8 protein-coding genes are annotated in these 13941 nt (G+C 45.3%); all 8 read left to right on the top strand.

All coding sequences use genetic code 11. From position 1 onward, the window contains the following. Positions 1–3: 3 nt before the first annotated feature. The 8 genes from ACVW0P_RS00995 to ACVW0P_RS00960 all read left to right on the top strand — a co-directional run bounded on the left by ACVW0P_RS00995 (position 4) and on the right by ACVW0P_RS00960 (position 13640). Entirely contained in the window at positions 4–1419 is a 1416-nt protein-coding gene (locus ACVW0P_RS00995) for a sugar porter family MFS transporter (protein WP_457130419.1), read from the top strand. A gap of 57 nt (positions 1420–1476) precedes the next feature. After that, entirely contained in the window at positions 1477–4620 is a 3144-nt protein-coding gene (locus ACVW0P_RS00990) for a SusC/RagA family TonB-linked outer membrane protein (RefSeq protein ID WP_457130418.1), read from the top strand. Positions 4621–4646: 26 nt separating this feature from the next. After that, the gene (locus ACVW0P_RS00985; RefSeq protein ID WP_457130417.1) at positions 4647–6278 is read left to right on the top strand and encodes a RagB/SusD family nutrient uptake outer membrane protein; all 1632 of its coding nucleotides are present in this window, start codon (positions 4647–4649) and stop codon (positions 6276–6278) included. A 23-nt stretch (positions 6279–6301) separates the two neighbouring features. Beyond that, the gene (locus ACVW0P_RS00980) at positions 6302–7417 is read left to right on the top strand and encodes a SusE domain-containing protein (RefSeq protein WP_457130416.1); all 1116 of its coding nucleotides are present in this window, start codon (positions 6302–6304) and stop codon (positions 7415–7417) included. Positions 7418–7478: 61 nt separating this feature from the next. Further along, positions 7479–8699, top strand: a complete 1221-nt coding sequence (locus ACVW0P_RS00975; RefSeq protein ID WP_457130415.1) for a glycoside hydrolase family 76 protein — start codon at positions 7479–7481, stop codon at positions 8697–8699. A gap of 39 nt (positions 8700–8738) precedes the next feature. Beyond that, the gene (locus ACVW0P_RS00970; RefSeq protein ID WP_457130414.1) at positions 8739–11105 is read left to right on the top strand and encodes a GH92 family glycosyl hydrolase; all 2367 of its coding nucleotides are present in this window, start codon (positions 8739–8741) and stop codon (positions 11103–11105) included. Positions 11106–11187: 82 nt separating this feature from the next. Further along, a complete protein-coding gene (locus ACVW0P_RS00965; RefSeq protein WP_457130413.1) occupies positions 11188–12423 on the top strand; it encodes a glycoside hydrolase family 76 protein in 1236 nt (411 codons plus the stop codon). A gap of 17 nt (positions 12424–12440) precedes the next feature. After that, the gene (locus ACVW0P_RS00960) at positions 12441–13640 is read left to right on the top strand and encodes a glycoside hydrolase family 76 protein (RefSeq protein WP_457130412.1); all 1200 of its coding nucleotides are present in this window, start codon (positions 12441–12443) and stop codon (positions 13638–13640) included. The last annotated feature ends 301 nt before the right edge of the window (positions 13641–13941 follow it).

The raw sequence follows: 13941 nt of genomic DNA, 5'->3' as shown, positions 1-13941 counted from the left end.
AAAATGATTGACACGATAACTCATATCCAAAATAAAAAAAGCACCACCTATTTATACCTGGTGTGTGTAGTGGCCGCGCTTGGCGGTTTCCTGTTTGGGTTTGATACCGCCGTAATATCCGGCACGGTTAGCCTGGTGAAAAACGATTTTAGCCTGAATGCCGTAAGCGAAGGCTGGTTTGTTAGCTGCGCATTGCTGGGGTGTATCATAGGCGTAAGCTTTTCAGGTAAACTGAGCGATAAATATGGCCGCAAAATAGTATTGATACTATCGGCAGTAATGTTTTTAACATCGGCGCTGGGTTGTATGTTTTCAAACTCTTTTACGGTATTGATCATCTTCCGGTTAATTGGCGGGCTTGGTATTGGCGTGGCCTCTATGGTGTCGCCATTATATATCTCAGAATTTTCTCCATCGCGCTACCGTGGTATGATGGTGTCGCTTTATCAACTGGCTTTAACAATTGGTATTGTACTGGCTTATTTCTCCAATGCTTACCTGGCAAACCATGCGTCAGATGCTTACGGGGATGGCAGTATGCACACCATTTTTTCGGCACAGGTTTGGCGCGCAATGCTGGGCCTTGGCGCAATACCCGCGGCTGTGTTTTTGGTAAGTCTATTTGTAGTACCCGAGTCGCCAAGATGGCTGTTGCTTAATGGCGAAGAACAAAAAGCGAAAGACATCCTGATAAAAATTGACGGTGCAGAAGCTGCCGCCAACGAAATTAACGCCTTTAAAGCGCAGGACGATAACGACGATACTTCGTTAAAAGAATTATTTAAACCCGTTTACCGCAAAGCATTGTGGATAGGGTTGTTACTGCCGTTCCTGTCGCAGGTATGCGGTATAAACGCGGTGATCTATTACGGGCCAAGGATTTTGGAACAAGCCGGGTTTACCTTAAATAACGCCCTTGGCGGCCAGGTAACCATAGGCCTGGTAAATGTGGTATTTACTTTTGTTGCCATTTTTACTATAGATAAATGGGGGCGCAAACCCCTGTTGTTTGCAGGCGTAGGCGGCGCGGTGGTATCGCTGGTTATCATAGGGTCGCTGTTTGCGTTGGGCGTAACTTCCGGCCCCTGGATCCTGATATTCATATTGGCTTTTATCGCCTGCTTCGCGTTTTCATTTGGCCCGGTATGCTGGGTTGTGGTAGGCGAAATATTCCCTAATGCCATTCGTGGTAAAGCAATGGCACTGGCAACGTTATCCTTATGGATAGGTAATTTTTTAGTTGGGCAGTTAACCCCCTTAATGCTGGAAGGCCTGGGCTCGTCATGGACGTTCTGGATCTTCGCCATCTGCTGTTCGCCGGCATTATGGATCACATGGAAACTCATCCCCGAAACTAAAGGCCGCTCGTTAGAAAATATCGAAAATTACTGGAAAGAAACCTATAAACGCGAAGCATAGAGAAGAATGCGCGCACCAATAACCTCTAAATAAATAAACCAACAAAACCCATTAATTATGAGATTAAAACTATTACACAAACTAAAAAAATTAAAGCGGCTTTATACAAGGCCACTTGTAGCCGGGCTGCTTGGTTTGGCTGTGCTGCCTTGTTATACGGCAAATGCCAAAGCGGTAAGTATAACCCATAAAGTAAGCAAAAGTGCTTTCAATATTACAATAACAGGTAGGGTTTTGGACGATACAAACCAACCGTTACCAGGTGTTAGTGTGGGTGTATCAGGCACAACTATTGGTACCGTTACGGATGTTAACGGCCGCTATTCTCTTAGCATCCCCGATACTGATGCCGGTAAAAGTTTAACATTCAGTTTTATTGGATTTGCCAAACAGGAAGTTGCCATTGCCGGTAAAACCGAGATCAACGTTAGCCTTAAGGCCAACAACACCAGCCTTAACGAGGTGGTGGTTGTAGGTTACGGTACACAAAAACGTATCAACGTAACCGGTGCGGTAAGTACCATCAGTTCAAAAAACATCGAGAACAAACCGGTGCTTAATACCTACCAGGCGCTGCAGGGCGAGTCACCCAACCTTATCATCCAGCAAACCAACCTTAACCCGGGTAGCGATGTAACTGTGAATATCCGCGGTGTGGGCACGCTTGGCGACAACACGCCACTTGTGGTTATCGATGGTAACTTAAACACAATCAACCCAAATGATATTGCAAGCGTATCCGTATTAAAGGATGCGGGTTCGGCAGCTATTTACGGTTCGCGTGCGGCTAACGGGGTTATTTTGGTTACTACCAAAGGCGGTAAATTTAACTCGAAAGCCACGGTTAGCTATAATGGCAGCTATGGTATACAGGATGCAAATGTATTGGTACACAAGGTTGATGCCTGGGATAATGCTTATTACAAAAACCAGTCACTTATCAACTCAGGGTTGCCGGCTGCCTACACGCCCGACCAGATCCAGGCTTTAAAAGATGCGGGTAACGGTACGTGGGATATCGAACACTTGTTGAAAAAAGCACCGTTGCAATCCCACAACGTGAGCATTACTGGTGGTGGCGAAACCAACTCGTACTACATATCTGCAGGTTACCAAAACCAGGGCAGCAACCTGATAGGTAACGGCGGCACAGGTGCCGATTTTGGCTACCAGAAGTACAACCTGAGGTTAAACCAAACTTCGATAATTGGCAAGTTCAGGACCAACATTATCTTAAACTACACCAAAACGCGCAACAAAAGCAACAGCGTTGGCGATAACAATATTTTTGCCGATGCAAACCGCGTACCTCATAATTATAGTTGGAAAGACGAGAATGGAAACTATCTGACTAACCCCGTTGCATCTCAATACAACGAGTATGGCGTGCTCGAAAAGGGCGGTTACAACCAGGCTGATAACGATGAGATCTTCGGTGCGTTCAACGGTCAGTTAAGTATCACCAAAGATTTGAAACTTACTGGTGAGTTTGGTGGAACCATACAAAACAATGGCACTTTCTTTCGCCGTACACAGGTTAATTACCTGCCTGCCGGTGTATACGGTAACGACCTTACCGTGTTAGACGGTAACAGCAAATCATTACTTACCAACACAAAACTTTACGCCGAGTACAACAAAAAAATAAGCGACCACACGTTTAAGATCCTTGCAGGTGTATCAAGCGAAACGTATAACCAAAAGGGGTTTCAATTGCAAAAAACACTAACAGACCCATTATTAGGCACCCCTACCACGGGTACTATTGTTGATACGCAAAACTCAAATAACAGTATCGCGGTAAACTCAACCAGCTTGCTGTCAGCATTTGGACGTGTAAATTATTCGTACAAAGACAAATACCTGTTAGAGGCGATGTTCCGCGAGGATGCCTCGTCAAAGTTCGCTGCAGGAAACAGGGCAAGTTTCTTCCCGTCGGTAAGTGCCGGCTGGATAGTAACCCAGGAAAGTTTTATGGAGCCTGTTAAAAACACATTAAGTACTTTTAAAATAAGGGCATCATATGGTATTGTAGGTAACCAAAACGTGGGTAACTACCAATATCAAACTACCTACTTTAACTACGCCAATGCATATGGTTTTGGTAATAATATAGTAGGCGGTGCAGGTACCAATATTGCTAACCGCGATATCACCTGGGAGAAAGCAGCTAAACTGAACATTGGTTTTGATGCCGGCTTATTTAACGACAGGATAACCGCTACCTTCGATTACTTTAGGGCTACTACCAGCAACATCCTTGCACCAAGGGCCGATGTGCCGTTCATTTTTGGCGCGGGTTCTCCAGACTATAACGTAGCCAAGGTACGCAATACCGGTTGGGAAGCATCTTTAACCTATAACTTACGCAGTAAAGACCTTACCCAAAGCTTTAGCGTTAACGTTGCCGATAACCAGAACAAACTGCTGCAACTAACCGGCGATGCAACCCAAACCATTTACAATCAGGATGTATTCCAATTGATCAGGAAGGTAGGTGAGCCGGTAACCCAGTACTACGGTTACGAAACAAACGGTTTTTTCCAAAACGAGGATGATATAAACAACTCTCCGAAAATTGCAGGTAACTCCGTACAACCCGGCGATTTGAAATTTAAAGACCGCAATGGCGATGGCATCATCGACGAGAAAGATAAAACTGTTTTGGGTAACCCGTTCCCGCGTTATACGTTTGGTTTTACCTACCGCGCGTCTTATAAAGGTTTCGATCTTTCGATATTCATCCAGGGGGTTGGCAAACGCGACGAGTTTTTGCGCGGCGAACTTATAGAGCCGTTCCATTACGGGTACGGTGCAACAGTTTACGAGCACCAAACAGATATATGGTCGCCAACTAACCCCAATGCCCGGTACCCCATATTGGCTAACATTGGGTCGCCGTCAAACACTAATAACTGGCGTACAGGATCTGACTTGTATAAATACAATGCGGCCTACGTACGTCTAAAGAATGTAAATATTGGATACAGCTTTAGCCCGACAGTGACAAAGAAACTGGGTATACAACGCCTAAGGTTGTCGCTTATAGGCCAAAACCTGGCAACGCTAAGCAAACTTAAATTCATTGACCCGGAAACCTCAGAGTTTGGTAACAACCTAAACCCCGGTTCGTCATCTAACAGTGCAAGGCAATACCCGCTGCCGGTATTTTATGGTGCAGGCCTCGACTTAACATTCTAAACAGATAATATTTAAAACATATAGATATGAAATTTTTAAAAAAGCTTTTGATCGTATCTGTTGCGGTTTTTGCGGCATCGGGTTGTAAAAAACTCGACATCGCGCCAACAGACCGTTTCTCTGACCTTACCTTTTGGCAGGTAGAAGCAAACGTTTACAACGCCCTGTATAATAATTACAGCCTTATTTATAACAGCGGCTTATATTTTGATGCCGAGGCGATATCTGATAACGCTTATTCGCCATCGGGCGACCTTAACCTTATTGCCAGTGGGAATGCCACATCGCAAACAGGTAAATTTGCCGGCGATTGGAACAACTATTACTCGGCCATAAAATCGTGTAATATTTTCCTGGCAAACGTGGATAAAAACACAATTATATCAGCGGCAACTAAAACAAGGCTAAAGGCCGAAACTCGTTTTATCCGCGCGTTTGAGCACTTTAACCTGGCTAAATGGTATGGCGATGTACCCATTGTTGACCATGATGCCACGCCCGAAGAAGCGCAAACCATTGCCCGTTCACCAAAGGCAGAAGTTATAAAATTTGTGATGGATGAACTGGAAGCAGCAGCTAACGATCTGCCGTCAAAAGATGCTATCGCTGATACAGAAAATGGCCGTATTACTAAAGGCGCGGCACTGGCTTTAGAGGCCAGAGTGTTGCTTTACCAGGGCGACCGTATGGCCGACGTGGTAACCGTGTGCGAGAAACTGATGAACAACCAGGGCACCAACGGTAACTACGCTTTAGAAACCAGTTACAGCGCGTTATTCAGTGACCCTAACGTAAATAAAAACACTAAAGAGAGCATCCTGTCGCTGCAATATGTGCCTACGCTTCGTACATGGAATAACTTTTGGGATTTTGCGCCACGCACAGTGGGTGGCCGCGTCAGCAATATGGCCCCAACGCAAGAGCTTGTTGACGATTACATTATGCTGAACGGTAAAGGCATCAAGGAAACAGGTTCGGGCTATGTGGAAAGCAACCCGTATATAAATCGCGACCCACGCTTAACCGCTACCGTTGTGTATGACCGTTATACCTGGGTAAATGCAAATAACTCAACAAAAACCATTTACATAAAACCGGGCACAGACCCTGTACAACCCGGCCTGGATGAGTACAACGCGGGTTCGCAGGCGGCATCTGCTACGGCTTACTACTGGCGCAAATATTTCGACCCAAGCGCGCTGGCAAACTTTGTATCTGGTAACAACCTGCACCTGATAAGGTATGCCGAGATCCTGTTGGATTATGCCGAAGCCAAACAAAGCCTTGGCCAGATGGATGCAACCGTTTGGAACAAAACCATTGGCGCTTTACGTGCAAGGGCCGGCTTTAACGAAGCTGGTGCATTAAACTACCCCGGGGCTGCCGATATGACCAACATCATTCGCCGCGAAAGAAGGGTGGAACTCGCCATGGAAGGCTTGCGTGTTGACGATATCAGGCGATGGAAAACCGCCGAAACTGTTATGAACGGTTACGCGCACGGTGCCAAATTCTCGGTAGATCAAAATACCGATAACGGGTACATCCGTACTCAGTTACGCAAGTTTAACCCGGGTAGGGATTACCTGTGGGCTATACCCGCGCATGATATCGACCTGAACAAAAACCTGAAACAAAACCCGGGTTATACCAACTAAACCAATTAAAAAATTACAACGATATGAAAAAATTGATGAGGGCAGGTGTAATGCTGCTTGCCGTAATTGCAGTAAGTTCCTGCAAAAAAGAGAACCGGCCCCTTGACCTTAGCCTTACCCCGGTTGGTACACTGGCTACGCCTAATGATAATGCCGATGTAAAGCTCGACCCTACCAGTGCGGCAAATGTGCTGTTCAAATGGGATGCCGCGTCTACAGATGATGGCGGGGTGATCTTATATGAAATTGCCTTTGATAAAGAGACCGGCGATTTTAGCAAACCGGTGTACAAAGTTGTATCAGACGGTGGCGGTGCCAAAACGGAAATAACGCTAACCCATAAAGATCTTAATAAGATAGCTAACTCGGCAGGCATTGCCTCATCAAGCACTGGCAAGTTAAAATGGACGATTATCGCATCAAAAGGTACCAATGCGAAACCATCATCGGCGTCGCGTACACTACAATTAGAGCGCCCGGCAGGTTTTGCAGAAAACCCTGCGGAACTTTACATCACCGGTTCGGCGACCGAAGGTGGTGCGGATATTTCTAAAGCTGTAAAGTTGAGAAAAATAGAAGACGGCATTTTTGAAGCCTATACCTCTTTAAAAGCAGGCGATTATTACCTTACGGATAAAAACACAGACGGCGGGAAAAAATATTATATCGAGAACGGCCTGATCAAAGAGGGTACAACTGCAACTACTGTAACAGGGGCGCAAAAAGCGTTTCGCTTAAATTTTGATTTTACATCGGCAACTGCCAAATCTGTCGAGATCCAGTCTATCGGGTTGTTTATGTCTGCCTACAATACCGAAATAGGTACATTAAACTACATTGGTAACGGTACATTCGAAACGCCTAAAACCGCTGTAGAATTCTACCAGTTTTCGTGGGGACGTGATGAACGTTATAAGTTTATTATACATACTGCAGCCGGTCTGGAGTATGTAGGCAGCAGCGCTCAAAACAACGATGCGCCGGCAGGTAAACCGGCTTCTTATTTTTACTTATTACCGGTAACCAACGATCAGTGGAACAACACCTACAAGTTTGATCCATCTGCCGATAAGAAAAACGTTAAGGTAGATGTAACCTTTGGCCCAGATGCTTATACACATAAAGTAACGGTTATATAAACCGTTGCAAACCAAAGCGCCTGCGGCCTAAAGCTGTGGGTGCTTTCTAATTCTATCATCAATGAAAAAAATATTATTTGGGTGGATAGCCGTTGCTTCGTTGTTAGCGGTATCGTGCAGTAAGGATAAACAAGTTACACCTGGTAACGGTGGTGGTACAAAGCCGCCCGTTGTTGTGCCGCCGGTTACAACCACTTCATACCTCGACCAGGCTAAGCAAACGCGCAGTTTCATTAGCAATAACCTGCTTACCTCGAGCTTTAGCTACAGGGCAAATACCACCACGGGTGTCAACGCGTGTTACGAGTGGTATAACGTAAGCCAGATATATGCCGACGCTGCTTTGGTGGCGGCAGGCGATGCATCGGCATTAACGTACATGAACAAAACCTTTGCTTTTATGGATGGCTTTTGGGATAAGGCCGATCTGCGTGGCGGTTACTTTGCATCTGTAAACCTGAACGGTACAGGTGCCGCCGGCGATAAATATGTTGATGATAACGGCCTTACGGGTATGGTTTACCTGGAGGCTTATGAAATTACCACCGGGGCAGATAAGGCAGCGTACCTTGCCAAAGCCAGGGCATGTGCCGATTGGCTTATCAACAGCGGCCTTTGGGATAATACCTATGGTGGCGGATTTTGGTGGAACACCGCCAAGCCGGATAAACCAACACAATCTAACGGTGTAGCCATGCAGCTATTTGCCAAACTATATACCATTACTGGCGAAACCACCTACCGCGACTGGGCAACCCAGGTAAATAACTGGCTGCGCAATACCATGTACGATTCGGCAAGCGGCTTATACATCTGGAAGATAGACGGCAGTGGCTCAGGTACCAAGCATTTCGAAAAATTTACATATGATAATGCAGTTATGTTAGAGGCCGATATCCTTTATGGCAAGGCTGTTAATGATGCATCCTACCTAACAAAGGCACAAGCCATTGGCAATGCTATGAATAATGTTTTATGGAACGCCCAATACAAAGGCTACATTTTTAATACCGACCCAACCCAAACCCGTGTTAATCCTGCCTGGTGTGGCTGGGGGTCGCAAGGGATGATAAGGTTATACGAGCAGGATAAAGATGAAAAGTGGCTTACCTTCGCCCGTAATAATATTGACGCTTTGAACAAGGCGACCCGCAATGCCGACTCGCACGCCTACTACTTTTTTGCAGCCTTTAACGGTAGCAACCGCTCGCCCGAAATTGAGGGTGTAGACCAGGCATGGATGCAGCGCGTGCAGGCAATGATGGCAAAATACGATAAGTAAATACCCGGTGGCCGCGGCCGCTGTTATAAATAACTACAAATGAAAATAAAGTTCGGTACGGGTGTTGCTTTGATGGCGCTGGCGTTGTCTGCATGCAGTGTAAAGCGTGAAAATGTTTCACGATACGTAGACCCTAATATTGGTACGGCACACAGCCGCTGGTTTTTTTATACGCCTGCAGCCGTGCCTTATGGTATGGCTAAACTGGCGCCATCTACCAACGGGCATTACGGTAACCCGTCTGGCTGGGAAGCAGTAGGGTATGATACCCGCCAAAACTCGATAGAAGGCTTTGTGCATTTTCATGAATGGCAGGTTGGCGGTGTAAGTTATATGCCAACAACGGGGACATTAAAAGTCCGACCTGGTGAGTTGGAAGGCCCCAATATCGGATACCGCTCAAAATTCGACCGGAAGAACCAGGTTGCCGAACCCGGATACTATAAAGTGCTGCTTGATGATTATAAGATAACAACCGAGCTGACCGCGACAAAACGCGTAGGCTTTCAACGCTATACTTTTCCTAAGAATGAGTTGTCGCACATAATATTGGATATTGGAAACAAACAAGGCGAAAGTAGCGATGCTACCGATGCATCCATAAAAATGATAGATGATACGCACTTTGAAGGTTTTGTAAGCACTTATCCCAAATATGTAAACATTTACGACCCTCAAGGCACGGTGAACATGTATTTTTACGGCGAGGTAAGTAAGAAACCCGCATCTGTTTATGCTTTTATTGGCGATGATGTAAAAGAAAACACTGCCGTTTCTAAAGGTAAAGGTGCCGGTTTGGTGCTCAATTATAAAACAGATGATAATGAAGTAATTGAGGTTAAAACAGGCTTGTCCTATACCTCAAATGCCAATGCCAAAGCTAATTTTGTAGCCGAAGCCAATGGCCTGTCCTTTGATAAGGCTAAGGCAAAAGCACAGGAAACCTGGGAGCAGCAATTAGGCAAAATTACGGTTGAGGGTACCGATGCACAAAACAAGACCAAGTTTTATACAGGCTTATTTCATTCGTTATTAGGCAGGGGCATAGCCAGTGATGTTAACGGCGATTACCCGAAACATGGCGGGCAAACAGGCCGCTTACCTACGCAAACGGACAAAAAGCTTAAAGCAGAATTTATAGATACCGATGCTATCTGGGGTGGATTTTGGAACATTACGCAGTTATGGTCGCTCTCTTACCCGGAATGGTACGGCAGCTTTGTGAACACCCAGTTACAGATCTATAAAGATAAAGGCTGGTTTAGCGATGGGGTTGCCAATAGCGAGTATGTATCTGGCGTAGGTACCAACTTTGTGGGGCTTGCCGTGGCCGGAGCATATAATGTAGGCATCCGCAATTACGATGTTAATTTGGCTTACGATGCTGTAAAAGCTAATGAATTAAACTACAAGAACCGCCCTGTAGGCTCGGGCAAGTTAGATACCAGGGCATTTGTAGACCACGGCTATGTGCCGTTCTTTGACCAGAAAGGCCGGGATTTTGTGACAGACTCTACAGGATCGAATTTTGCAGGCTCGCACACTTTAGAGTACAGCTACAGCGCGTTTGCTGCGGCGCAGATGGCCAAGGCGATGGGCAAAACGCAGGATTATAACCAGCTTATAAAGCTATCAAATGGCTGGCGACAGATCTTTAATCCGCAGAATAAATTAATGCAGCCAAAAAGGGCGAACGGAAACTTTATTGAAAAATTCGACCCTTACCAACCCTGGAGAGGTTTCCAGGAGGGCAATGCCGTGCAATATACTTTCTATGTTCCTCAAAACCCCGCAGGTTTAATTGATGCCATAGGTAGAGATAATTTCAACAAACGTTTGGATAGCATCTTCACCGTGTCAGAAAAATTGGGCTTTGGCGGTGGTAAAACTATAGATGCATTTGCAGGCATCAATTCCATTTATAACCACGGTAACCAACCCAATCTGCACATTAGCTGGTTATTCAACTTCTCGGGTAAACCATGGCTAACCCAAAAATGGACAAGGTTGATAGGACAGGAGTTTTATGGCATCGAACCCATCCATGGTTACGGATACGGGCAGGACGAAGACCAGGGGCAACTTGGATCGTGGTACGTAATAAATGCTTTGGGCCTTTTTGATGTGAAGGGCTTTACAGATCTGCGCCCTATTATTGAACTGGGTAGCCCGTTGTTTGATAAGGCTACCATCACCTTAGGCGATGGCAAAACACTAATCATCGAAACAAAAAATAATTCAAAAGACAATGTGTACATCCAGTCGGCAAAGTTTAACGGCGCCCCCCTTAACAATTGCTGGCTGTACCGCGACGAATTGATGAAAGGCGGTAAAATAAGTTTTGTGATGGGCAACCAGCCAAATACCAACTGGGGCACCAAAACGCCGCCACCATCGGCACAATAAAAACAGCTTTTTAACATGGGCAGGAGATAAGATGAAGAGGGCTTGTACGTAGAAACAATTTAACCGATATAAACATCTATTTATGAAAGCTAATCAAAACTCAAAGCTGCTCGCGGCATGTTTGCTGATAGGGGTGTGCCTTTTTGCGTGTAAAAAAGACCAGGCGCCATCAACCGCAAAACCAATTGTCGAAGCAACGGACGTAACAGGCAAAAAGCAAAAAGTGCAAAGTACATCATCTGCTTATTACATTAAGGCGAACGAAACGCACAATTTCATCTACGGCAACCTATTAACCAGTTACAACAGTTACCGGGTTAACACTACTACCCAAACCAACACCGCTTACGAATGGTACAACATCAGCCAGATCTATGCCGATGCTGCCATGGTAAAGGTGGGTGCCACGGCATATGCCCCGTACATGAATAACACCTTCACGTGGATGAACAACATGTGGAACGATGCAAACCCCAACGGTGGCTACTATGCCTCGGCAAATGTTAGCGGTGCAGGTGCCTCAGGCGATAAATACACGGACGATAATGCTCTTTCGGGTGTGGCCTACCTGGATGCCTACGCAGTTACCACAGGCACTACGCAAACCAATTACTTAAACGCTGCAAAGGCTTGTGCAAACTGGCTTATGAACAGCGGTCAGTGGGATAATACCTACGGCGGCGGCTTTTGGTGGAATACCGTTAAAGAAAGTAAACCTACCCAAACCAACGGGTTGGCCCTGCAGCTATTTCTAAGGCTTTACCAGATCACCGGGCAAACTTTTTATCGCGACTGGGCGGTATCGGTAAAAAGCTGGCTTTTGGCCAACATGTTAGACTCCGCCACCGGCCTATACATCTGGAAAATAGATGGCGCCGGCGCGGGCACAAAGCACTTCGAGAAATTTACCTATGATAACGCCATTATGATAGAGGCCTTTTTGCTGTACGGGCAAATTATGGCCGATAATACTTTTATAACCAAAGCGCAAAGCCTTGGCAGCAGCATGAATACCACGCTTTGGAACAGCACCTACCACGTTTACATCTTTAACACAAACGACGGCCGCATAAATCCGGCGTGGTGCGTATGGGGGGCGCAAGCGATGATAAAACTCTACCAGCGCGATGGCAACACCGCCTGGCTGGATTACGCCCAGCAAAATATTAATTATATGAACAGCAAGTTGCGCAATACTGCCAACCTGGGTTATTACCACTTCTGCAATTTTGATGGCAGTAATGTAGAGACCAGGCAGGAGGGAGTAGATCAGGCCTGGATGCAGCGTACCCAAGCCATGCTGTCTGATTATAGATAAGTTATAATAATAGACTAATGAGTTTTAACAAGAAATATTTTCGTTTGATAGTTTGCGCATTAGGGATGGTTGGGTTTTTCCAACCATCCATCGCGCAGCAAAAAAGCAATTCGTTGCTGTATAAACAACGTGCCGAGGCAATGTATGCCAATATCTGGAAGCATTATCGGGTGCCGGGGCAAAAAGGCTTGTTTACCGAAAACTATCCGTCCAATAAAAAGGCTACGCTCGACTATTTCCAGGGGAGTGGGGTAAAAGAGAAGGAAGTGAGCTTTTTATGGCCATTTTCGGGCGTTTTCTCGGCTACCAATGTGCTGATGAAAGTGCCGGGACTAAAAGCCAAATACAATATCTATCAGGATAGTTTGGTGATGGGGATTGAGCAGTACCGCGATACGGTGCGTAAGCCGGCGGGCTACCAGGCATACCCGGTTAAATTTGAAAAGGCCGACCGCTATTATGACGATAACGGGCTGGTGGGTATCGATTATATGGAATCGTACTTTAATACTAAAAACCCGGTTTACCTGCAACGTGCTAAAAATGTTTTCAAGTTTATTTTAAGCGGTTGGAACAATGATGCCGGCGGCGGCGTAACCTGGTTAGAAGGGCATAACGACCAAAAACCCGCCTGCACAAATGGTATGGCTACTTTAACCGCGCTAAAGATATATGAAGGTAGCAAGGATAAATACTATTTAGAGCAAGGAAAACGGTTTTACAGTTGGATGTATAATACTTTGCGCGATAGCACTACCGGTATTATTGTGAACGATATTAAATTAGACTCCAAACAAAACCGAGTGTTTTGGACATATAACACCGGGTCGTTATTAGAGGCCGCTGTAATGCTTTACCAGTTTACCGGCGAAAAACAATACCTGCAACAGGCACAGCAACTGGCTGCAGATAGTTATAAATATTACCGCGCCGTGCCACATGATAAAAATTTAACCTTGCACATCGATCTGCCGTGGTTTGTGACCGTGCTTTTTAGAGGGTACGAAGCATTGTATAAAGTTGACGGCAACTATAAATACATAGCCGCAATTGAGCATGATGTTAACTATGCTTGGAAAAACGCGCGCGATAGAAGTAATTTAACAACCCATAGCTGGCTACCCAAGCTGGATGAGTTAAGTAAACCCAAGTGGCTATTAGATGAAGCCTGTATAGCGGAGCTTTACGCCCGTTTATGTATCCTCAAACGAAATTAATATTGGTTGTATAATTTGATTAGTGTGAACCGTCGGTTGTGAGAGCCGGCGGTTCTTTTTTGTATTATTTGCAATGGCGTAAGGCATGATCGTTACCTTCATTATCTTTCAAAAATCATGAAATTACTGTTCAGATTGAGTTTTTGATGGTTTTGTTTTTCATTTTCGGCAACCTCAAGTTAGTTGCAAAAGTTCAAGCCATTACTATCAAAAGCCTAGATCAAAATGTAACAACAAAGATTTTTTTTGATAATACCTTATTAAAATATTATAAGCCTATATATCCGTGTCTTTTTTAACA

The sequence above is a fragment of the Mucilaginibacter sp. UYNi724 genome (assembly GCF_054057495.1).
This window is presented reverse-complemented; position numbering and strand designations above follow the sequence as displayed.

Bases quoted from the DNA above. Each gene is read 5' to 3' on its own strand.
- ACVW0P_RS00965 (WP_457130413.1), top strand. From the start codon at position 11,188: ATGAAAGCTAATCAAAACTCAAAGCTGCTCGCGGCATGTTTGCTGATA.
- ACVW0P_RS00985 (WP_457130417.1), top strand. From the start codon at position 4,647: ATGAAATTTTTAAAAAAGCTTTTGATCGTATCTGTTGCGGTTTTTGCG.
- ACVW0P_RS00975 (WP_457130415.1), top strand. From the start codon at position 7,479: ATGAAAAAAATATTATTTGGGTGGATAGCCGTTGCTTCGTTGTTAGCG.
- ACVW0P_RS00960 (WP_457130412.1), top strand. From the start codon at position 12,441: ATGAGTTTTAACAAGAAATATTTTCGTTTGATAGTTTGCGCATTAGGG.
- ACVW0P_RS00970 (WP_457130414.1), top strand. From the start codon at position 8,739: ATGAAAATAAAGTTCGGTACGGGTGTTGCTTTGATGGCGCTGGCGTTG.
- ACVW0P_RS00990 (WP_457130418.1), top strand. From the start codon at position 1,477: ATGAGATTAAAACTATTACACAAACTAAAAAAATTAAAGCGGCTTTAT.
- ACVW0P_RS00995 (WP_457130419.1), top strand. From the start codon at position 4: ATGATTGACACGATAACTCATATCCAAAATAAAAAAAGCACCACCTAT.
- ACVW0P_RS00980 (WP_457130416.1), top strand. From the start codon at position 6,302: ATGAAAAAATTGATGAGGGCAGGTGTAATGCTGCTTGCCGTAATTGCA.